This is a genomic window from Neobacillus sp. B24 (genome assembly GCF_055381825.1).
In genome coordinates, this window is record NZ_AP035777.1 from 48,523 (window position 1) to 69,256 (window position 20,734).

Below are 20,734 nucleotides of genomic sequence, written 5' to 3' on the forward strand. Positions count from 1 at the left end.
ATTTTGCTTTTTTACAAAATTTCTTTATACTTATCAACGAATACATGCAATCCCTACACTTTAATTTATGAAGGTGTTTGCTAATATAGACGATGGACATTACGAAAATGTTTCAGTTTTTTTTCAATTTTATTTTAAATTTTTTGGAGGGCTAATGAAGATTCAAGAAATCATTGTCGTTGAAGGCAAGGATGATACGACTGCCATCAAACGGGCGGTTGATGCCGATACGATTGAAACAAACGGTTCAGCTGTTAACCAAATCACGATTGAAAAAATTAAACGGGCTCATAGCACGAGAGGAGTCATCATTTTTACCGATCCGGATTATCCCGGAGAAAAGATACGGAAGACCGTGGCTGCAAGCGTTCCTGGCTGCAAGCACGCATTTTTAACAAAGGATGAGGCATTAGCCAAAGGGAATAAGGGAATTGGTGTTGAGCATGCTAGTCCGGTGGCAATCAGGGAAGCATTAAAAGATGCCCAAGTAATGAGTGAGACGCCAACAGAGGAGATCACGCAAGAGGATTTGCTAACTGCCGGCCTGATTGGCGGCAGCGGTGCCAAGGAGCGGCGAACTCGATTAGGCGAGCTTTTAAAAATAGGCTATACGAACGGTAAGCAGCTGCATAAACGTCTGATGATGTTCCAAATCAGCAAACAAGAATTTGCTGAGGCACTGGCTGTTGTCCGGCAGGAGGAAAATCATGCATAAAGATATCGCGACCCCGGTAAGAACAAGGGCCATTTTAGAAAAATACGGGTTCTCATTTAAGAAGAGCCTGGGGCAGAATTTCTTAATTGATACAAATATATTAAAAAAGATAGTCAGTTTTGCACAGTTGACTGAGAATTCCGGAGCGATTGAAATTGGTCCGGGGATTGGGGCACTGACTGAACAGCTGGCCCGCTCCAGCAAAAAAGTAGTCGCCTTTGAAATTGACCAGCGGCTGCTGCCGATTTTGGCGGATACCCTGTCGCCGTATTCCAATGTGAATGTCATTCATAATGATGTGTTAAAAGCGGATGTGAACGGGGTAATCGCCGAGGAATTTAGCGAGGTTTCTGACTTAATGGTGGTCGCAAATTTGCCCTATTACGTGACAACGCCAATCATTATGAAACTGCTTGAGGAACATTTGCCAATCCGCGGGATTGTCTGCATGCTTCAAAAGGAAGTGGCCGACCGGATTTCCGCCCAGCCGGGTACAAAGGATTACGGTTCACTTTCCATTGCCGTCCAGTATTATACAGAGGCTGAGATCGTAATGATCGTTCCCAAAACGGTATTCGTCCCGCAGCCAAATGTCGATTCAGCGGTCATCCGGTTGACGAAACGGACCAAGCCTGCAGTAGCTGTGAAGAATGAAGACTTCTTCTTCCAAGTGACAAAAGCAAGCTTCGCCCAGCGCCGGAAAACATTGTTGAACAACCTGACCAGCCAGCTTCCGGACGGTAAACAGAAGAAAGAAGAAATCCTCACCGCCCTGGACGCCAGTGGAATTGAGCCCTCACGACGGGGCGAAACACTCTCAATCGAAGAATTTGGCCGGCTCAGCGATGAACTATATTCATATTTCCAATAGACCTTTTAAGAAGGTCTATTTTTTTATTCCCACATGTTAAAGCTACAGTGACTAAAAATATTTCCTCACCTAGACAAACATCCATGCATAGCCTAGAGAGAAACCTTATTTATATGGCCTATTTGTCGGTCTAATTGGAGTGACGACAGTGGATATAAAAATAAATGATATTGTCGGCAGACGTTCGTATAATTGTGATCTTCTCTTCCGAGTCATTGATATACAAAAACAAAACGGCCAGACTGTTGCGATCCTCTATGGTGAGGATTTCCGTCTGGTCGCCGATGCACCGTATCAGGATTTGGTTGTCCTCAATCAAAGTGAACGCAAAAAGCATTCTGAGGAGTATCGAACTCTTGAGGAGCAGTCATTAAGGCTATTTACCCAGGATGTTGAATTATTAAGAGAGCGGCGGGAATATGCGGCGACAGGGGGCTATGCGAAACCTAACAATTATTTTCAAATTCCCGGAAGAGTCCTGCATTTGGATGGAGACCCCTCATATTTAAAAAAATGTATGGCACTTTACGAAAAAATTGGTGTCCCCGTTTTAGGCGTCCATTGTAACGAGAAAGAAATGCCCGTAAAAATCGGCGAGTTGATGGATTATTATCGTCCGGATATCTTGGTAATTACCGGCCACGACGCCTACTCAAAAGCAAAAGGAAAAATGTCCGATATCAACTCGTACCGCCATTCGAAGCATTTCGTCCAAACTGTCAGAGAGGCACGAAGGAAAATCCCGCAATTGGATCAATTAGTGATTTTCGCTGGTGCTTGTCAGTCCCATTTTGAATCGCTAATTTATGCCGGCGCTAATTTTGCCAGTTCTCCATCAAGAATCAACATTCATGCACTAGACCCGGTTTACATTGTCGCCAAAATCAGCTTTACACCATTCATGGAGCGAATTAATGTCTGGGATGTGCTGCGGAATACATTGACAGGTGAAAAGGGACTAGGCGGAATTGAGACAAAGGGTGTCCTCAGAACCGGAATGCCTTATCGCCCTGTCCAGGAAGAAGAATAAGCCGTATTTCCCCCTAGGCTTATTTTTTTCTTGATACATATTCCCCCCAGATTAAGGTAACGCTAGAAATGTTGAAATTTAGCAAAAAAAACAGAATGAAATATATTGACAATCATTTTGTTGGACTGATATAATTTATTATTTTATTTGACAAAACTATGCCGGTGTGATAAACTTAACATAGTGAGGTGGATCGAATGACTAAATCCTTGGCGGATATTAAAAAATCCCTCGATTCAAATTTAGGGAAAAGGTTGTTACTAAAGGCAAACGGAGGACGGCGAAAAACAATTGAACGCTCCGGGGTCCTTGCTGAGACGTACCCATCTGTTTTCGTGATTGAATTGGACCAGGACGAGAATGCATTTGAACGTGTTTCCTACAGCTATGCAGACGTCCTGACAGAGACGGTGCAGATAACCTTCTATGATGAGACAGCAGGAAGTGCAGCTTTAAGCTAAACTAACATGGTATATAGGTAATAGGCGGCAGTAAACAGGAGTTTACTGCTTTTTGCTGTCTTTAAAAAAACTCTCTTTTACCCATACTAACGATAATGCGGGTTGGAAAGGGGTTGTTTAGATGGGCAGAAGAAGAGGTGTTATGTCACATCAGTTTAAAGAAGAGCTTGCTAAAGATCTTGGTTTTTATGATGTCGTCCAAAAAGAGGGCTGGGGCGGTATTCGGGCAAAAGATGCAGGGAATATGGTGAAGCGGGCCATCCAACTGGCGGAACAACAGTTGGCCGGCCGGGACAGGCAATAGGCCTGAAAAGTTGCTTCCGCTAACACTTTAAACAAACAATCACCGCAGCAAAGCTGGGCAGAAAGTCCTTGGATGGACAACTGTCCGGCTTTTTATGCTATTTTTCTAAAAAAAATCATGATAAAATAATGAAATTTGGTAGGATATATTCATACCCACGTCTTACATTTATCAAATTGTGGTAAAATAGGACAATATATGACTCGGAGTTAAACAGGCAGGCACTTCAATGTCGGCATTGGATATTTATAAAAGTAGGTGGACGAGCGTGAAGCTGTTAGTAAAAGCGCCGGCTAAAATTAATTTGGCCTTGGATGTTTTACATAAACGGCCCGACGGCTTTCATGAAGTGGAAATGATTATGACCACAATTGACTTAGCTGACCGGGTCGAACTGACCTTATTGAATGAGGACAAAATACATATTCTTTCCCATAATCGATATGTGCCTGATGATCATCGCAATTTAGCCTATCAAGCGGCACAACTATTAAAGACTCGGTTCGGTGTAAAGCAGGGTGTGACAATTTCAATCGAAAAAACAATTCCGGTTGCCGCCGGATTGGCCGGGGGAAGCAGCGATGCTGCTGCTGCTTTAAGAGGATTAAATAAATTATGGAATCTTGGTTTGACGCTTGACCAATTAGCCCAGATTGGCAGTGAAATTGGTTCGGATGTCTCCTTTTGTGTGTATGGCGGGACGGCGCTCGCCAAGGGAAGAGGAGAAGTGATTACCGAACTCCCGGCACCGCCAACCTGCTGGGTCATTTTGGCCAAGCCGTTTATTGGTGTCTCAACAGCAGAGGTGTACCGACAGCTTAACCTGTCGGGAATGCAGCACCCGAGTATTCCCGATATGATTGAAGCAATCACAAACAATGATTATCAACAGGTATGTGATAACATGGGCAATGTCCTCGAGGATGTTACTTTAAAGCTCCATCCTGAGGTTGCTCAAATTAAGGAGCAAATGAAACGCTTCGGTGCCGATGCTGTCCTGATGAGCGGAAGTGGTCCGACTGTATTTGGATTGGTTCAGCATGATTCAAGGATGCACCGTATTTATAATGGACTGAGAGGGTTTTGTGACCAAGTATTTGCAGTCAGAATGCTGGGTGTCCGGCATTCACTTGATTAAAGGCGCACATTAGTAGTATTCTTGATATAGAATATTCGGTTTCGGAGGTAATTATGAAATTTCGCCGCAGTGAACGTTTGATAGATATGACAAATTATTTGCTGGACCATCCTCGCCAGCTTGTGCCGTTAACTTTTTTTGCTGACCGCTATGAATCAGCCAAGTCTTCCATAAGTGAGGATTTAGCTATTGTCAAGGAAACACTTGAACATCGGGGAATTGGAACGTTGCAAACTGTCCCCGGGGCAGCTGGCGGTGTGAAATTTTATATCAATGTTAGTAAAGAAAAGGCGGAACCGTTTGTAAAAGACCTTTGCGAGTTAATTACCGATTCCGAGAGACTTCTGCCTGGCGGATATTTATATTTGACGGATATTCTGGGCAGTCCGCAGATCGTTCAAAAAGCGGGCCGGATTATCGCATCTGCCTATGCTGAGGCAAAAATTGATGTGGTCATGACGATTGCCACGAAAGGAATTCCGCTGGCCTATGCGGTAGCGAGCCAATTGAATGTCCCCGTTGTCATCGTCCGTCGTGATAGTAAGGTGACAGAAGGACCGACTGTCAGCATCAATTATGTATCAGGATCGGCAAAACGGATTCAGACAATGGTTTTATCAAAACGAAGCATAAAACCGGGATCCAAGGTCCTGATTGTCGATGATTTTATGAAAGCAGGCGGAACGGTAATCGGGATGATCAGCATGTTAGAGGAATTTAACGCCCAAGTTGCTGGCATTGCGGTGCTAGTGGAGGCGGAAAAAACGGAAGACAGGCTGATTGATGAGTATATTTCTCTCGTAAAATTATCAGATGTTGATGTTAAAGAAAAAAAGATAAATGTTCAAGTTGGTAATTATTTTGAAAAAAGGGGAGAATTTTAATGAAAGTTGTTCAAACTAGCGGAGCTCCAGCGGCTATTGGCCCATATTCCCAAGGAATTGTCGTAAACAATCTATTTTATAGCTCAGGGCAAATTCCATTAACACCTGAAGGAACAATGGTGACCGGAGATATTAAAGATCAAACCCATCAGGTATTCCGCAATTTGCAGGCAGTGCTTCAAGAAGCAGGTGCCTCACTAGAAACAGTCGTAAAGGCCACTGTATTTATCAAAAATATGGATGAGTTCGCTGCGGTTAATGAAGTATATGGCGAATATTTCTCTGCCCATAAACCTGCACGCTCCTGCGTCGAAGTCGCCCGTCTGCCAAAAGACGCATTAGTTGAGATCGAAGTAGTTGCGCTCGTTAAATGAAAACTTGCCGACTGGCAAGTCCGTTAGGACGAAGACAGAGGCTTAGTTGAATTTATGCGCGCGAAGCTGAGAACAAAAATTGGAGACAATTTTAGACTTTTTTATTTGCTAAATAAACGGGCGTTTTTTCTTGTTTAGAAACATAAAACTAGGAAATACAGCCTATTTTTTTGTGTTATTTTGTAAAAATACACCCAATATTTTCAAATGTTCACCAATTTGCCCTAATTTTTCAAAAATTTTTTGAAATAAAGAAGGATAATGCAATTTCCTGTTGAATTAATTATTTAACATTGAAAAAGGGTGTGAGCACATGGAAGTAACTGACGTAAGACTACGCCGCGTTAATACCGATGGTCGTATGAGGGCAATCGCTTCAATTACACTAGATAACGAATTTGTTGTCCACGACATTCGCGTTATTGACGGAAACAACGGTTTATTTGTCGCTATGCCAAGTAAGCGGACTCCAGATGGAGAATTTCGTGACATTGCGCATCCAATCAACTCTGGAACACGCGGAAAGATCCAAGAAGCGGTATTGGCTGAGTACCACCGTTTAGGTGAATTGGAAGTAGAATTTGAAGAAGCCGGAGCTTCCTGAGAATTAAAAACAACTAGGGCCTTTCTTCTCAGTTAGGCTCTTTTTTATTTATTTGGAAATTCCCCAATCATTCCCCATATTACGCCGCCAATAAAAAAACTCAAAATTAAGACATTAGACATATATTCTTCATTTCTTGAAATACAATCCTATTTACGTTAATATTTTAATGGGTAAAAAGGTTAAAAAATGGAGGACTGTCCATGTCTAATCGTTATGCTGTGATTTTAGCCGCTGGTCAAGGAACACGGATGAAATCAAAGCTATATAAAGTTTTACATCCCGTATGCGGAAAACCAATGGTTCAACACGTTGTTGATCAAGTCAACAATCTTGATATTCAGGAAATCGTTACGATTATTGGCCACGGAGCCGAAACGGTAAAGGCCCAGTTAGGTAATTCCAGCCTTTATGCACTTCAAGACCAACAGCTTGGCACAGCACATGCTGTAATGCAGGCAAGAGAAATGTTGGAAGGAAAGGAAGGCGTAACACTGGTTGTCTGCGGAGATACTCCATTAATTAAGGCTGAAACAATGGAAGCGCTTTTCAAGCAGCATGTGGAAGCAAAGGCGAAAGCAACGGTGCTCACAGCAAAAATTGAGAATCCATCCGGCTATGGCCGAATTGTTCGCAATTCAAATGGTCTCGTAGAAAAAATTGTTGAGCATAAAGACGCCACTGAAGATGAACGGAAAATTAACGAAATTAATACAGGAACCTATTGTTTTGACAATATAGCGTTATTTGAAGCGTTAAAGCATGTCTCTAATGAGAATGTCCAAGGAGAGTACTATCTCCCAGATTTGATTGAAATCCTGAAAAAGCAGGGCGAGATCGTGACGGCCTACCAAACGAGTGATTTAGAAGAGACGCTTGGTGTCAATGACCGCGTGGCATTGGCGGAAGCAGAGCGAATCATGCGTTCCCGCATCAATGAACTACATATGCGTAACGGGGTAACGATCGTTGATCCGCATAACACCTATATTGAAGCTGATGTTGAAATAGGTGCTGATACGACAATTCTGCCGGGGACTATGCTTAAAGGCAAGACGACAATCGGTGCAGACTGTACGATTGGTCCTCATTCGGAAATTGTATCATGCCAAATTGGTGATGGAACCGTCATTAGGCAATCAGCCGCTCATAATAGTTGCATTGGGTCAAAGGTTAATATCGGCCCGTTCGCACATATCCGGCCAGAGTCAAATATTGCTGATGAAGTGAAAATTGGCAACTTTGTGGAAATTAAAAAGGCTGTCTTTGGCAAAGGAAGTAAAGCATCGCATCTTAGCTATATTGGTGATGCCGAAGTGGGCAGCAATGTGAATATCGGCTGTGGCTCGATCACCGTCAATTATGATGGTAAAAATAAATTTTTAACGAAGATTGAAGATGAAGTGTTTATTGGCTGCAACTCTAATTTGGTTGCCCCTGTTACGATCGGAAAAGGAGCCTATGTTGCTGCCGGTTCCACCATAACAAAGGATGTACCAGGCAACGCTTTATCAATTGCGCGTGCACATCAAGTGAACAAGGAAAATTACGTTGACAAGCTTAATTTGAAAAAATAAGCGAAATTAATGGAGGGCCCTCATGTCGAATCAATATTTAGATCCAAACTTAAAGGTGTTCAGTTTAAATTCCAACATCCCCCTTGCTCAGGAAATCGCCAAGGTGATAGGGGTCGAACTTGGGAAATGTTCCGTCAATAAATTTAGTGATGGAGAAATCCAAATTAATATTGAAGAGAGTATCCGCGGCTGTGATGTTTTCGTCATTCAATCGACCAGCAGCCCTGTAAATGACAATATTATGGAACTACTAATCATGATTGATGCACTAAAAAGGGCATCAGCCAAAACGATTAATATTGTTATGCCTTACTACGGTTATGCCCGTCAGGACCGAAAAGCACGTGCCCGGGAGCCAATTACTGCAAAGTTATTTGCTAACTTGCTCGAAACCGCGGGTGCTACACGTGTACTTTGCTTAGATTTACATGCACCGCAAATTCAAGGCTTCTTTGAAATCCCTACTGACCACTTAATGGGTGTGCCAATTCTTTCAGATTACTTTAAGGATAAGGCGTTAGATGGCGATATTGTCATTGTTTCCCCAGACCATGGCGGCGTAACGAGAGCAAGAAAAATGGCAGAGCGTCTAAAAGCGCCAATTGCTATTATTGATAAGCGCCGTCCTAGACCAAACGTGGCTGAAGTCATGAATATCGTCGGTAATATTGAAGGCAAGGTTGCGATTTTAATCGATGATATTATTGATACAGCGGGTACAATTACCCTTGCTGCTAACGCATTAGTGGAAAATGGTGCAAAAGAAGTTTATGCTTCCTGTACCCATCCAGTATTATCGGGACCGGCGATTGAACGAATTCAAAATTCTAAAATTAAAGAATTGGTTGTAACGAACTCGATCTTACTTCCTGAAGAGAAGAAAATTGAAAAAATTGTCAGCCTTTCTGTAGCTCCATTAATTGGGGAAGCCATTATCCGTATCCATGAGGAGCAGTCTGTAAGTACGTTGTTTGACTAAAATTTATGTTTAAACCTTCCTGTTTTAGGGCATTTTTATAGGGATGACTGAAATAGGAAGGTGATATACATGAGTGCTATTTTAGAAGCAAAAGAGCGTAAGGATTCTCCTCGCTCAGAATTAAAGAAGATGAGGAAAATTGGAAATATCCCTGCTGTCGTATATGGCGCAAAGGTGGAAAGCAAGCCGGTGTTTGTCAGTTCGGCAGACCTAACCAAAACCATCCGTGCTGTTGGCAGAAATGGTGTGATTTCGCTTGATGTCGGCGGTACGAAGCAAGATGTGATTCTGTCGGAGTATCAAGAAGATGCTATTAAAAAGGAAATCATTCATGTTGATTTTCTTGCTGTCGATAAATCCTCAAAAATCACCGTAGACGTAAGACTTGCTCTCGTGGGAGAAGCACTGGGCGTCAAGGATGGCGGTATGCTGCAGCAGCCAATGCACCAGCTATCGGTTACAACAACACCGGATGCTATTCCGCCGCAAATTGAAGTAGATGTCTCGAATCTTCAAGTTGGTGATACTCTCTTTGTTAGAGATATTCCGACGATGGGGATGACGATTAACCACGAGGAAAGTGAAGTCGTTGCTTCGATTCTGCCGCCTAAAGTCGAAGAGGAAATCAACGCCGGTGAGCAGCAAGAAGGCGGCCACCCGGATAATGAAGAAGGCAGAGAAACAGAGCCTGAAGGCAAAGAATAGAATAGTAATAGACGTAACCTTGTTGGTTACGTCTTTTATTACATAGACATACAATGGGAGAAGTTGGAATGTTATCGAGATTTTTCAAAAAACGGACGAAATCAGAAGAGGAAGGGGGACCTGATATGAAGGTGATTGTTGGCTTGGGGAACCCCGGGAAACAATATGAGCATACACGGCATAACATTGGCTTTGAAGTGATTGACGAATTGGCCAGCCGCTGGAATATCCCGCTTAATCAGGCAAAACATAAAGGGGTATACGGGATTGGCTTAGCTGGCGGGGAAAAGGTTCTGCTGTTAAAGCCATTAACCTATATGAATTTATCAGGGGAAAGTATTCGAGCAGTGATCGATTATTATCAAGAAGATCTGGAAAATCTGGTGATCATCTATGATGACCTTGATTTGCCCGTAGGAAGAATTCGGCTCCGTCAAAAGGGAAGTCCTGGCGGTCATAACGGTATTAAGTCAACGGTACAACATCTCGGAACACAGGAATTTAATCGAATCCGGATCGGAATAGACCGGCCCAATCCTCCAGGCATCAGTGTGCCTGATTATGTACTTGGGAAATTCCGGACCGATGAACAGGGGCCAATGAAAGAAGCTGTCCTGAAGAGTGCCGATGCCTGTGAAGCCTGGCTAAAAAGGCCATTTTTACAGGTAATGAATGAATATAATCAGTAATGATACGAGCTTTTGCTTAATAGACTAAAGCAAAAGTAAGTTCGTAGCAATCTCATGATGAATAAGTTCTTCCGCTGCCGTTCATACTAATAATGAATTGCAGATTAGGGAGGGACATGCATGGCCATCCATTATCATTGCCGTCATTGTGGCACTAAACTTGGTTCTATTGAGCAGACATCCGTCCACTCAGAGACACTTGGACTTCATAAATTAACCGATCAGGAAAGACTGGATATGGTTACCTATGACGCCTCAGGGGAAATATATATCAAGGCGATATGCGAAGATTGCCAGGAAGCATTGGAACGGAATCCGGAATATCATCAATATGATTTTTTGATTCATTAGCCAGCTTTGGAATAACTCCAAAGCATTTTTCTGTTTAAAAAATGGCGCAAGCCAAAATAATAAAACTTTTATAGGGAGGAGGAGAAGTTTTGAATGGTCTAAAATCGTTGTTCCTGCAACAGGAAGATGTTCAGTCCGTCCTGGCCGGCATCGAAGAAAATTTGCGGGAACAGCTTATTGCCGGATTATCAGGTTCTTCAAGAACTGTATTTACAGCAGCAATATACGAAAAATTAAATAGGCCGATCATGGTTGTTACCCATAATCTATTACAAGCTCAAAAGCTCTATGATGACCTTGCCAATCTAGTAAATGAAACAGAAGTGTTTCTCTTCCCGGCAAACGAGCTAATTGCTGCTGAACTCAGCATTGCCAGTCCGGAATTGAAGGCACAGCGTATCGACGTATTGAATTACTGGAGTCAGCATAATAAAGGAATTTTAATTGTCCCGATTGCCGGGTTAAAGAAAATTCTCCCTCCCAAATCATTATGGCAGCGATACCAGCTATCATTAAAAATAGGGGAAGATTTGGAGATTGAAGATTTCCTGAATACATTGGTCAAAATGGGCTATGTACGCGGCGAAATGGTAAGCACCCCGGGTGAATTTAGTGTCAGGGGTGGAATTATTGATATTTACCCGCTCACCGAGGAGAATCCGTTAAGAATAGAGTTATTTGATACCGAAATCGATTCGATTCGTTATTTCTCCCTCGAGGACCAGCGTTCAAAAGGAAAGGTTAACAATGTTGTGATTGGTCCGGCAACAGAGGTTTTGCTGGGGGCCGAACATTATAGTGCAATGATTGACAGATTGGAAGATGGTTTAGCGAAGAGTCTAAAAAAATTAAAAGACGACAAGGCCAAACTTCAGCTTACACAAAACATCAGCTATGAATTGGAGCAATTAAAAAATGGCCAAAAGCCTGAACAAGTTTATAAATACTTGTCACTAGCCTATGATTCACCTAGCAGTCTACTAGACTACCTTCCGCGGAATAGCTTAGTATTTCTAGATGAAATCACCCGAATTCAAGAGATGAATGAATCGCTTGTGAAAGAAGAAGCTGAGTGGTACACAGCTTTGCTAAGTGAAGGGAAGATCATTCATGATTTGCAGATTTCTCATGACCTGCAGGCGTTTTTGATCAAAAAAGAGTTTCCAATTATTTATATGTCGTTATTTTTACGGCATGTCGCTAATACCAGCCCGCAAAATATCATTAATGTATCCTGCAAGCCGATGCAGAACTTCCATGGGCAAATGCATCTGTTAAAAGCTGAGATAGACAGATGGAAAAAAAGCAATTATTGTATTCTATTTTTAGGCCCCGACGGAGAAAGAGTGAAAAAACTCGAACGCGTTCTCGAGGATTATGAAGTGGATGCCAGTATCATTACTGATAACCAGCAGCTTTTACCTGGAAGAGTACAGATTATGAAAGGGAGCCTGCAATCAGGCTTTGAGCTGTCAATTCAAAAAATTGCCATCATTACGGAGGAAGAGCTGTTTAATAAGCGGGTGAAAAAGAGCTCTTCGAGTCGGCAAAAGCTCTCCAATGCTGAACGGATTAAAAGCTATTCGGAGCTTAAGATTGGTGATTATGTCGTTCATGTGAATCACGGTATAGGTAAATATTTAGGGATAGAAACATTGGTGATCAATGGTATTCATAAAGATTACCTTCATATCCGTTACCAGGGGACTGATAAACTATATGTACCGGTTGAACAAATCGATCTTGTACAGAAGTATGTTGGTTCCGAAGGAAAAGAGCCGAAAATTTATAAATTGGGCGGCACTGATTGGAAAAAGGTTAAGAAGAAGGTCCAATCTTCTGTTGAGGATATTGCTGATGACCTGATTAAGCTCTATGCCGAGCGGGAGGCCGCAGTAGGATACGCCTTTTCACCAGATGGCGATATGCAGCGGGAATTTGAAACATCGTTTGCATATCGCGAAACAGAAGACCAGCTTAGGTCTATCCATGAAATTAAAAAGGATATGGAACGCCCCCGCCCGATGGACCGGTTGTTGTGCGGCGATGTTGGCTATGGAAAAACGGAGGTGGCCATCCGGGCAGCATTTAAGGCAATTGCCGACGGTAAACAGGTGGCCTTTCTTGTGCCAACGACGATATTGGCTCAGCAGCACTACGAGACATTGCGCGAGAGATTTCAAGATTTTCCGATTAATATTGGCATGTTAAGTAGATTCCGCACGAAGAAACAGCAAACGGAAACAATAAAAGGATTAAAGGCGGGAACCGTTGATATTGTCGTCGGAACACATCGCCTGCTGTCCAAAGAAATTGTTTATCGTGACATAGGGCTGTTAATCATTGATGAGGAGCAGCGCTTTGGTGTAACACATAAAGAAAAAATTAAGAAATTAAAAACCAATATTGATGTGTTAACGTTGACCGCAACGCCAATCCCGAGGACGCTGCATATGTCGATGCTCGGTGTCCGCGATTTATCGGTTATTGAGACACCGCCGGAAAATCGCTTTCCGGTGCAAACATATGTCATGGAATACAACGGAACTCTTGTCAGAGAGGCAATTGAACGTGAGCTTGCCCGCAACGGACAAGTTTACTTTTTATACAATCGCGTCGAGGATATCGAACGCAAGGCCGAGGAAATTCGCATGCTGGTGCCGGACGCACGGGTAACCTGTGCCCATGGTCGGATGTCAGAGAACGAATTGGAGTCTGTCATGCTCAGCTTTTTAGCAGGTGAGTTTGATGTCTTGGTAAGTACCACCATAATTGAAACAGGTGTTGATATTCCTAATGTCAATACTCTGATTGTTCACGATGCCGACCGCATGGGTCTGTCCCAGCTTTATCAGCTGCGCGGCCGCGTCGGCCGGTCAAACCGGGTGGCGTATGCGTATTTCACCTATCGTAAAGATAAAGTATTAACAGAAGTTGCCGAAAAACGCCTAGAGACAATTAAAGAATTTACCGAGTTAGGCTCAGGCTTTAAAATTGCCATGCGCGACTTATCGATAAGAGGAGCAGGAAATTTATTAGGTGCTCAGCAGCATGGTTTTATTGATTCAGTGGGCTTTGACCTTTATTCACAAATGCTTAAGGAAGCGATTGAAGAGCGTAAAGGTGACCTAGCGGCAGCACCAAAACCAACTGTTGAAATTGACCTTGAAATTGATGCCTACATTCCTGACACTTATATTAAGGATGGGCATCAAAAAATTGAGATGTATAAGCGATTTAGAGGAGCCCAGACACTTGAGGATATTGAAGAACTGCATGCGGAAATGCTTGATCGTTTTGGCGAGTATCCTAATGAAGTCGCCTATCTGTTCCAGATTGCGGAAATGAAGGTTTTTGCCATTGAGCACGGCGTTGAACAGGTTAAGCAACAGAAGCAGGAAGTGACGATCCTTTTAAATGAGGCCGTAACAAACACAATCGATGGCAGCAAATTGTTCCACCTTGGCAGTAAGTATGGCCGTGCGGTCATCCCTGGCATGGAGGGAAAGAAACTAAAAATTGTCATCAAAACCAAAGACTTTGAGGCCGCCGTCTGGCTCAATATCATCTTTGAAATGGTTAAAGGCATCCCGTTAGCAAGAAAAGAACAAGGAAACCCAGTGAATTAATTTGCCTCAATTTCCAATGTTTCCGGAATTGGCAGCAGTTCCTGAATATGTGAAAAAAATGTGACGGTCGTGTATAGAACTTTCCAGTTGAAAGATACTAAATTCAAAGTTGGAAGTGATTAGAAAAATCACTTGCCAAGTTGAACAATCATCAGATGAAAGTGAGGCAACATTGGATGAAAGCAACTGGAATAGTTCGTCGAATCGATGATTTGGGTCGTGTAGTAATTCCTAAAGAAATACGCAGAACCTTGCGTATCCGTGAAGGGGATCCGCTAGAGATCTTTGTTGACCGGGATGGGGAAGTCATTTTAAAGAAGTATTCACCAATCAGCGAGTTAAGCGATTTTGCCAAGGAATATGCTGAAGCCCTATTTGACAGCCTCGGTAACCCTGTTCTGATTTGTGATCGGGATACTTATATTGCAATAGCGGGTGGTTCTAAAAAAGATTATTTAAATAAAAATATTAGTGATTTAGTTGAAAAGACCATGGAGGATCGCAATTCAACGCTCGTCACTCAGCAGGGCGATGTTTCCTTGGTAGAAAGCAATGAAGAATCGGTAACCTCTTACACCATTGGCCCGATCATTGCCAATGGAGACCCGATAGGTGCCGTGATTATTTTTTCAAAAGAAGGAACACTAGGGCAAGTAGAGCAGAAGGCTGTGGAAACAGCAGCTGGCTTCCTGGCAAGACAAATGGAACAGTAGTTATTTTGGATGATATGACGAAAAAGGCAGCCCAGGCTGTCTTTTTTAATGCTATAATGGTAGGCGCGCTTACGCATTCCGAGGCAGGTGAACCATGTGAACCCATCAAAGGCTTTGTTTAAAGGGGCCTTTATTTTAACCATTGGTGCAATTATTACGAAAATTCTAAGTGCCTTTTACCGGATTCCCTTTCAAAATATTGTTGGGGATATCGGCTTTTACATATATCAGCAAGTATATCCGTTTTACGGCATGGCAATAGTTCTCGCTACATCAGGTTTTCCGGTTGTCATTTCCAAGCTTTATGCGGAACAAAAGGAAAAGGGTGAGGCAGGAAACCGGCTGCTGCTGTTGGTGTCGTTTGTATATTTACAACTATTCGGTTTGATATGTTTTCTAATTCTCTATTTTGGGGCAGATTTAATTGCACAGTGGATGCATGACTCCGAGCTTTCGGTGTTGATTAGGGTTGTTTCCATAGTCTTTATAACATTTCCGATTGTGGCAACGCTGCGAGGACTTTATCAGGGGATTGGCGATATGGCGCCGACTGCATTATCACAGGTTGGCGAGCAGGTCATTCGAGTATTGACAATCCTGTTCCTATCGTACCTTTTGATGCAAAAAGGAGTCTCCTTATATCTGGTCGGCGGGGGAGCCATGTTTGGGTCAATTACTGGGAGCATTATTTCTGGCATCATTTTGTTTATGTTTATTTGGATTCGTAAAGAATGGAAAGTAATCGCACCCGGAAAAGGAGAATTGAAAAAGGATAAGGCTGGGGTAAAACCTATTCTAAAAGCACTCACGTTTCATGGTTTGGCGATTTGCATCAGCGGGATGCTGATGATTTTTATTCAATTGGCGGACTCATTAAATTTATATTCTTTGCTTGTCACCTCAAATATAAGTCAGGATACAGCTAAAACTTTAAAGGGGATTTATGACCGCGGCCAGCCGTTAATTCAATTGGGAACTGTCGCCGCTTCGTCTATGTCCTTAACGCTTGTGCCGCTTATTACGCGTGAGCGACTAGCAGCCAGGCCGGAATTTTTATATCATAAAATCCAATTAGCCATAAAGGTAAGTATCGTCATTGGTCTTGGAGCCTCATTTGGGCTGGCGGCAATTATCACCCCAACGAATATTATGCTGTTCGAGAATGACCTTGGTTCTTCCGTTTTGGGTATGTTAAGTTTTGTTATTTTGCTTACATCTATCATATCTATTATTATGGCGATTCTGCAGGGACTAGGAAACATGATATTTCCTGCTCTAGCCGTGGTAAGCTTGTTCCCTGTAAAATACCTTCTGAATATCGTTTTAGTTCCGGAATATGGAACAATGGGGGCCGCAGTTTCAACTCTAATTTCGTTAGGAATTGTGATAATACTTTTGTTATTGAAATTAAATAAAATGATTCCTGTCCCGCTGGTACCGATGCGGTTTTTGGCGACAGTTTTCGCGGCAGGATTGGGAATGGTTTTGTGTTTAAAAGGCTATTTTTCCCTATTGGATATTATATTTGGACCATTGGAGGACAGCCGAACTGGAGCAGCACTGCAGGCGTTATCTGCTGTCGGATTTGGTGGACTCATTTTTAGTGTCATTGTGATTAGAGGGAAAGTATTCAAGGTGGAAGAGCTTGCTCTTTTCCCGTTTGGCAGTAAATTTATTTATTTAATGGCTCGAAAGGATCGGGGTTACTATGGCAAAAAAAATTGAAATTGTCGGCTTAGGTGCAGGTGATTTAGAACAGCTTCAGGTCGGTGTTTATCGAAAGTTAATAAAGGCTGAGCATGTGTACCTAAGAACAAAAGAGCATCCAGTCGTTGCGGAATTAGCCGCAGATGGAATGACATTTACCTCATTTGATTCTATTTATGAACAACATGATCAGTTTGAGGAAGTGTACGCGGAAATAGTCCAAAATTTAATCAAAAAGGCAGAAAATGAAGATATCTTCTATGCAGTGCCAGGTCATCCGCTAGTAGCCGAGCGCACGGCTCAGCTACTGTTTGAATACGGACCGAAGGCGGGAGTGGAAGTCACGGTCGGCGGTGGACAAAGCTTTATTGATGCGATTTTTGCTTCTTTAAAAATTGATCCAATAGAAGGCTTTCAACTACTGGATGGCACTTTAATTTATGCCAATCAACTGCAAATGGATCAGCATATTATCATCAGTCAAGTTTATGACCAATATATCGCTTCCGATGTTAAGCTTACACTTATGGAAAGATATCCGGATGACTACGAAGTATGGATTGTCACTGGTGCTGGCAGCAAGCAGGAAAACCTCGAGAAAGTCATGTTATATGAATTGGATCGCAATGTATCAATTAATAATCTTACCTCTGTTTATGTTCCGCCTGTCAAGAATGAGGAAATCCTCTGGAAAAACTTCGGAAAACTGCGCGGAATTATTGCACAGTTGAGAGGGCCAAATGGCTGCCCATGGGATAAGGAACAAACCCATGAATCGTTAAAAAGATATTTGATTGAAGAAACCTATGAAGTCATCGAGGCAATCAATGAAGGGGATTTAGACCATTTGATTGAGGAACTAGGTGATGTCCTGCTTCAAGTGATGCTTCATGCGCAAATTGGTGAAGATGATGGTTATTTTTCCATCGATGATGTCATTGAAGGAATTTCGGCAAAAATGGTCCGACGTCACCCCCATGTATTTGGTGAAGGCAAAGCAGCAAATGCCGAAGAGGTTGTTCAAAATTGGCAGCAAATTAAAGAGCAGGAAAAGGGCGGCCAAGCCCGTCAAGCATCCAAGCTCGATGGAGTTTCAAAAGCACTGCCCAATTTGCTAAGAGCTTACGAACTGCAAAAGAAAGCAGCAAAGGTTGGCTTTGACTGGCAGGAAATTACCCCTGCTTTGGAGAAAGTGAAAGAAGAGCTCGAGGAATTTACTGCTGAGTTAAGAGCTGGGAGCTTGGTTAATGCAGAAAAGGAATTTGGCGACTTGATGTTTGCGTTTGTCAATGTGGCGAGGTTCCTGAACATTCATCCCGAAGAGGCACTTTTTCAAACTAACGAAAAATTCGTTCGCCGGTTTCAGTACATTGAGAAGCAGGTAAACAAGAGCGGCAAAAGCTTTGAGGACTATACGCTTGAAGAGCTTGACCACTATTGGGATGAGGCAAAGCAAAAAGGATTATAGAAGGGAGAGACAGGCTATGCGTTTAGATAAGTTTTTAAAAGTATCACGATTAATTAAGCGAAGAACCTTGGCCAAGGAGGTATCCGACCAAGGCCGGATTGAGATTAATGGGAAAGAAGCCAAAGCGAGCTCAACGGTAAAAGTCGGTGATGAACTAACACTTCGCCTTGGACAGCGGAGAGTGACCGTCAGAATTGAACGGATTCAGGAAACGACCCGCAAAGAAGAAGCGGCAGAAATGTACACAATCATCAAGGAAGAAAAGGTAAGCTATTCAGAAGAAGGTTTGGAGTAAAGCTTGTTCTATTTTTCTTTCTCTTCACATAAAAATGTACAAAATGATTGTACTAAGAAAAGCGGAAGCGCCTTGGTGCTGCGCTGGACAAAAGATTGTGGGGGATAAGAATGAGCCAACAATATTATGAAAGTCAATCAACAAAAAGTAATATTCCAGACCATGATGTTATGATGAGAGGAAGAAAGCTTCTAGATATTACCGGTGTTAAGCAAGTAGAAAGCTTTGATAATGAGGAGTTTTTGCTGGAGACGTCGATGGGGTTCCTTGCCATTAAGGGACAGAACCTGCAGATGAAAAACCTGGATGTCGAAAAGGGAATTGTTTCGATTAAAGGGAAAATCTTTGATCTCGTCTATCTAGATGAACATCATGGGGAGAAAGCTAAAGGATTCTTTAGCAAGTTATTCCGATGAGCCTTTCGACTCAATTTCTCACCATGCTTTCAATGATTGGAATGGGGTCGCTATTTGGGGCCCTTTTTGACACGTATCAAAGATTTTTGGACAGGCCAAAGCGTAAGGTTTGGATCGTGTTTATCAATGACATGCTATTTTGGATGATCCAAGCCCTGCTTATTTTTTATGCATTGTTTTTAGTCAATAACGGAGAATTAAGATTTTATATTTTTATTGCCCTTCTCTGCGGGTTTGCCGCCTATCAAAGTTTGTTAAAAACTTTTTATCTAAGGTTGTTGGAGTTCCTCATTAGAACAGTCATCTCCGTAGCACAATTTATCAAAAGAACCTTCCTAATGCTTATATATAAACCAATTGTTGGACTAGTTCAACTAGTAATTGTTATTCTTCTGTCCATAGGAAAAGGACTCCTATCAATAGCTAACTTTATTTGGAAGGTCCTGCAAGCTTTACTAAACTTTATTTTTGGTATTGGAAAACGAATTTTATTAATTTTATGGAAACTTTTGCCGAAAGGACTTAAAAAATCCGTCGAGAAGTTATATAATGAAACGGCAGGAAAATTAAAGGTAATCTGGAATAATATAATTAAGTGGTTAAATAAATGGAAAAAAAGAAAAGAGTAAGGAAGGATAAGGGAAATGGGAGCTGAACGCCAAAAAAATGTATCCAGAATCCAGACGCCATATGTCAAACAGCAGGAATATGCAGAAATTGCTTCAGCGAGGAAACGGAAGCTGTTAATCAGAAGGCTGTCGCTATTTTTTGTGGTTGCGGCTGTCCTATCTTATTTGCTGATTTCCGGCTTAATTTCCCAGAATTCCAAGCTTGAAGCAAAAATAACACAGCACCAGAAGCTTAAAACTGAGCTCGCTGAATTAAAAAAGCAGGAAGATATATTAAATGAGAATATCATTAAATTGAATGATGACGAATATATTGCTAAACTGGCTAGGAAAGAATACTTTTTCTCAGAAAAGAATGAAATTATTTTTAATATCCCTGACGAAAAGAAGGAAAAATGAACCAATAGGGCGCATTATTGACACTCAAATTTCCCTTTCTGTATAATATATAGTAAGTTTGATTTTTTATATTTTTAAGGAGGAACATTTTTTTTATGTCAATCGAAGTAGGCAGCAAGTTACAAGGAAAGGTGACAGGAATTACAAATTTCGGAGCGTTTGTGGAGCTGCCGGATGGTTCAACAGGACTTGTGCACATCAGCGAGGTTGCTGACAATTATGTAAAAGATATTAACGATCATCTTAAAGTCGGCGATCAAGTTGAAGTGAAGGTTCTCAATGTTGAGAAGGATGGCAAGATTGGCTTATCAATTAAGAAAGCCAAGGATAGACCAGAACAACCGGAAAGAGAAAGAAAATTTTCAAACCAACGTCCACGTCATGGCAGATCGAACGATCGCAATAATGCTAGACCAGAGAACTTTGAGACTAAAATGGCGAAATTTTTAAAGGATAGCGAAGATCGTTTATCTTCCCTAAAGCGAAACACAGAGTCCAAGCGTGGAGGAAGAGGAGCCAGACGGGGTTAACTTGCTGCTGACTTATACTTGGATAGAGCAGATTTTTAATAGATAAAAGACAAGTCTAAATAGACTTGTCTTTTTTGTATGCCAAAAAATATAATACAAACACCGCTATAGAATGCCAATATTAACAACATTGATCAAGGGACAACGTCAGCAATTCGGGATAGTTCATATTATTTGAATGAATATAGTGAAAACCGTCGAACGATTTTTTTAACTTGTTCACTAATTTGACAAACTTTACATTCTATCAACTCTATAATAGTTTT

The 20,734-nt window shown here is 42.0% G+C and carries 23 protein-coding genes; all 23 read left to right on the top strand.

Annotated elements, in window-relative coordinates; genetic code table 11:
* Positions 1 to 154 precede the first annotated feature (154 nt).
* The 23 genes from rnmV to ACZ43M_RS00355 all read left to right on the top strand — a co-directional run bounded on the left by rnmV (position 155) and on the right by ACZ43M_RS00355 (position 20,468).
* Entirely contained in the window at positions 155 to 715 is a 561-nt protein-coding gene (gene rnmV, locus ACZ43M_RS00245; RefSeq protein WP_464505545.1) for a ribonuclease M5, read from the top strand.
* Positions 708 to 1,586, top strand: a complete 879-nt coding sequence (gene rsmA / locus ACZ43M_RS00250) for a 16S rRNA (adenine(1518)-N(6)/adenine(1519)-N(6))-dimethyltransferase RsmA (RefSeq protein ID WP_464505546.1) — start codon at positions 708 to 710, stop codon at positions 1,584 to 1,586. Before rnmV ends, rsmA begins: the two co-directional genes overlap by 8 nt.
* 148 nt (positions 1,587 to 1,734) lie before the next feature.
* Positions 1,735 to 2,616 carry a sporulation peptidase YabG gene (yabG, locus tag ACZ43M_RS00255; RefSeq protein ID WP_464505547.1) on the top strand — a complete coding sequence of 294 codons (882 nt, stop codon included), beginning with the start codon at positions 1,735 to 1,737 and terminating at the stop codon, positions 2,614 to 2,616.
* 197 nt (positions 2,617 to 2,813) lie between these two features.
* On the top strand, positions 2,814 to 3,077 hold the full coding sequence (gene veg, locus ACZ43M_RS00260) for a biofilm formation stimulator Veg (protein ID WP_464505548.1): 264 nt from the start codon (positions 2,814 to 2,816) through the stop codon (positions 3,075 to 3,077).
* Between the two features lie 121 nt (positions 3,078 to 3,198).
* Positions 3,199 to 3,381, top strand: coding sequence for a small, acid-soluble spore protein, alpha/beta type (locus tag ACZ43M_RS00265; RefSeq protein ID WP_464505549.1), 183 nt, complete (start codon positions 3,199 to 3,201; stop codon positions 3,379 to 3,381).
* A gap of 268 nt (positions 3,382 to 3,649) precedes the next feature.
* A complete protein-coding gene (ispE, locus tag ACZ43M_RS00270; RefSeq protein ID WP_464505550.1) occupies positions 3,650 to 4,519 on the top strand; it encodes a 4-(cytidine 5'-diphospho)-2-C-methyl-D-erythritol kinase in 870 nt (289 codons plus the stop codon).
* Between the two features lie 53 nt (positions 4,520 to 4,572).
* The gene (gene purR, locus ACZ43M_RS00275) at positions 4,573 to 5,403 is read left to right on the top strand and encodes a pur operon repressor (RefSeq protein WP_464505551.1); all 831 of its coding nucleotides are present in this window, start codon (positions 4,573 to 4,575) and stop codon (positions 5,401 to 5,403) included.
* A complete protein-coding gene (gene ridA / locus ACZ43M_RS00280; RefSeq protein WP_464505552.1) occupies positions 5,403 to 5,777 on the top strand; it encodes a 2-iminobutanoate/2-iminopropanoate deaminase in 375 nt (124 codons plus the stop codon). The genes purR and ridA overlap by 1 nt, the downstream gene beginning before the upstream one ends.
* 313 nt (positions 5,778 to 6,090) lie before the next feature.
* Positions 6,091 to 6,381 carry a septation regulator SpoVG gene (gene spoVG / locus ACZ43M_RS00285; RefSeq protein ID WP_003347151.1) on the top strand — a complete coding sequence of 97 codons (291 nt, stop codon included), beginning with the start codon at positions 6,091 to 6,093 and terminating at the stop codon, positions 6,379 to 6,381.
* 203 nt (positions 6,382 to 6,584) lie between these two features.
* Entirely contained in the window at positions 6,585 to 7,958 is a 1,374-nt protein-coding gene (glmU, locus tag ACZ43M_RS00290) for a bifunctional UDP-N-acetylglucosamine diphosphorylase/glucosamine-1-phosphate N-acetyltransferase GlmU (protein WP_464505553.1), read from the top strand.
* 22 nt (positions 7,959 to 7,980) lie between these two features.
* The gene (locus ACZ43M_RS00295; protein WP_464505554.1) at positions 7,981 to 8,937 is read left to right on the top strand and encodes a ribose-phosphate diphosphokinase; all 957 of its coding nucleotides are present in this window, start codon (positions 7,981 to 7,983) and stop codon (positions 8,935 to 8,937) included.
* Between the two features lie 69 nt (positions 8,938 to 9,006).
* Entirely contained in the window at positions 9,007 to 9,642 is a 636-nt protein-coding gene (locus ACZ43M_RS00300) for a 50S ribosomal protein L25/general stress protein Ctc (RefSeq protein ID WP_464505555.1), read from the top strand.
* 125 nt (positions 9,643 to 9,767) lie between these two features.
* Positions 9,768 to 10,331, top strand: a complete 564-nt coding sequence (gene pth, locus ACZ43M_RS00305; RefSeq protein ID WP_464507908.1) for an aminoacyl-tRNA hydrolase — start codon at positions 9,768 to 9,770, stop codon at positions 10,329 to 10,331.
* Positions 10,332 to 10,451: 120 nt separating this feature from the next.
* Complete coding sequence (locus tag ACZ43M_RS00310) at positions 10,452 to 10,682, top strand: anti-sigma-F factor Fin family protein (RefSeq protein WP_464505556.1); 231 nt, start codon at positions 10,452 to 10,454, stop codon at positions 10,680 to 10,682.
* Positions 10,683 to 10,771: 89 nt separating this feature from the next.
* Positions 10,772 to 14,311, top strand: a complete 3,540-nt coding sequence (gene mfd, locus ACZ43M_RS00315) for a transcription-repair coupling factor (RefSeq protein WP_464505557.1) — start codon at positions 10,772 to 10,774, stop codon at positions 14,309 to 14,311.
* Positions 14,312 to 14,487: 176 nt separating this feature from the next.
* On the top strand, positions 14,488 to 15,024 hold the full coding sequence (spoVT, locus tag ACZ43M_RS00320; RefSeq protein WP_464505558.1) for a stage V sporulation protein T: 537 nt from the start codon (positions 14,488 to 14,490) through the stop codon (positions 15,022 to 15,024).
* A 96-nt stretch (positions 15,025 to 15,120) separates the two neighbouring features.
* Positions 15,121 to 16,749 carry a putative polysaccharide biosynthesis protein gene (locus tag ACZ43M_RS00325; protein ID WP_464505559.1) on the top strand — a complete coding sequence of 543 codons (1,629 nt, stop codon included), beginning with the start codon at positions 15,121 to 15,123 and terminating at the stop codon, positions 16,747 to 16,749.
* Positions 16,733 to 18,199, top strand: coding sequence for a bifunctional methyltransferase/pyrophosphohydrolase YabN (gene yabN / locus ACZ43M_RS00330; protein WP_464505560.1), 1,467 nt, complete (start codon positions 16,733 to 16,735; stop codon positions 18,197 to 18,199). Before ACZ43M_RS00325 ends, yabN begins: the two co-directional genes overlap by 17 nt.
* A gap of 16 nt (positions 18,200 to 18,215) precedes the next feature.
* Positions 18,216 to 18,494 carry an RNA-binding S4 domain-containing protein gene (locus ACZ43M_RS00335; protein ID WP_464505561.1) on the top strand — a complete coding sequence of 93 codons (279 nt, stop codon included), beginning with the start codon at positions 18,216 to 18,218 and terminating at the stop codon, positions 18,492 to 18,494.
* Positions 18,495 to 18,604: 110 nt separating this feature from the next.
* Entirely contained in the window at positions 18,605 to 18,910 is a 306-nt protein-coding gene (gene yabP / locus ACZ43M_RS00340; RefSeq protein WP_464505562.1) for a sporulation protein YabP, read from the top strand.
* Positions 18,907 to 19,539, top strand: coding sequence for a spore cortex biosynthesis protein YabQ (gene yabQ, locus ACZ43M_RS00345; protein ID WP_464505563.1), 633 nt, complete (start codon positions 18,907 to 18,909; stop codon positions 19,537 to 19,539). The genes yabP and yabQ overlap by 4 nt, the downstream gene beginning before the upstream one ends.
* Positions 19,540 to 19,554: 15 nt before the next feature.
* Positions 19,555 to 19,938 carry an FtsB family cell division protein gene (locus ACZ43M_RS00350; protein ID WP_464505564.1) on the top strand — a complete coding sequence of 128 codons (384 nt, stop codon included), beginning with the start codon at positions 19,555 to 19,557 and terminating at the stop codon, positions 19,936 to 19,938.
* Positions 19,939 to 20,033: 95 nt separating this feature from the next.
* Positions 20,034 to 20,468: a S1 domain-containing RNA-binding protein gene (locus ACZ43M_RS00355; RefSeq protein ID WP_464505565.1), complete on the top strand. Its 435-nt coding sequence runs from the start codon at positions 20,034 to 20,036 to the stop codon at positions 20,466 to 20,468.
* The last annotated feature ends 266 nt before the right edge of the window (positions 20,469 to 20,734 follow it).

Coding starts and splice junctions, on each gene's coding strand:
- yabP (WP_464505562.1), top strand. CDS start 18,605: ATGAGCCAACAATATTATGAAAGTCAATCAACAAAAAGTAATATTCCA.
- ACZ43M_RS00335 (WP_464505561.1), top strand. CDS start 18,216: ATGCGTTTAGATAAGTTTTTAAAAGTATCACGATTAATTAAGCGAAGA.
- spoVG (WP_003347151.1), top strand. CDS start 6,091: ATGGAAGTAACTGACGTAAGACTACGCCGCGTTAATACCGATGGTCGT.
- ACZ43M_RS00300 (WP_464505555.1), top strand. CDS start 9,007: ATGAGTGCTATTTTAGAAGCAAAAGAGCGTAAGGATTCTCCTCGCTCA.
- ACZ43M_RS00355 (WP_464505565.1), top strand. CDS start 20,034: ATGTCAATCGAAGTAGGCAGCAAGTTACAAGGAAAGGTGACAGGAATT.
- purR (WP_464505551.1), top strand. CDS start 4,573: ATGAAATTTCGCCGCAGTGAACGTTTGATAGATATGACAAATTATTTG.
- veg (WP_464505548.1), top strand. CDS start 2,814: ATGACTAAATCCTTGGCGGATATTAAAAAATCCCTCGATTCAAATTTA.
- ACZ43M_RS00265 (WP_464505549.1), top strand. CDS start 3,199: ATGGGCAGAAGAAGAGGTGTTATGTCACATCAGTTTAAAGAAGAGCTT.
- yabQ (WP_464505563.1), top strand. CDS start 18,907: ATGAGCCTTTCGACTCAATTTCTCACCATGCTTTCAATGATTGGAATG.
- ACZ43M_RS00295 (WP_464505554.1), top strand. CDS start 7,981: ATGTCGAATCAATATTTAGATCCAAACTTAAAGGTGTTCAGTTTAAAT.
- spoVT (WP_464505558.1), top strand. CDS start 14,488: ATGAAAGCAACTGGAATAGTTCGTCGAATCGATGATTTGGGTCGTGTA.
- glmU (WP_464505553.1), top strand. CDS start 6,585: ATGTCTAATCGTTATGCTGTGATTTTAGCCGCTGGTCAAGGAACACGG.
- yabN (WP_464505560.1), top strand. CDS start 16,733: ATGGCAAAAAAAATTGAAATTGTCGGCTTAGGTGCAGGTGATTTAGAA.
- ridA (WP_464505552.1), top strand. CDS start 5,403: ATGAAAGTTGTTCAAACTAGCGGAGCTCCAGCGGCTATTGGCCCATAT.
- ACZ43M_RS00310 (WP_464505556.1), top strand. CDS start 10,452: ATGGCCATCCATTATCATTGCCGTCATTGTGGCACTAAACTTGGTTCT.
- pth (WP_464507908.1), top strand. CDS start 9,768: ATGAAGGTGATTGTTGGCTTGGGGAACCCCGGGAAACAATATGAGCAT.
- rnmV (WP_464505545.1), top strand. CDS start 155: ATGAAGATTCAAGAAATCATTGTCGTTGAAGGCAAGGATGATACGACT.
- ACZ43M_RS00350 (WP_464505564.1), top strand. CDS start 19,555: ATGGGAGCTGAACGCCAAAAAAATGTATCCAGAATCCAGACGCCATAT.
- rsmA (WP_464505546.1), top strand. CDS start 708: ATGCATAAAGATATCGCGACCCCGGTAAGAACAAGGGCCATTTTAGAA.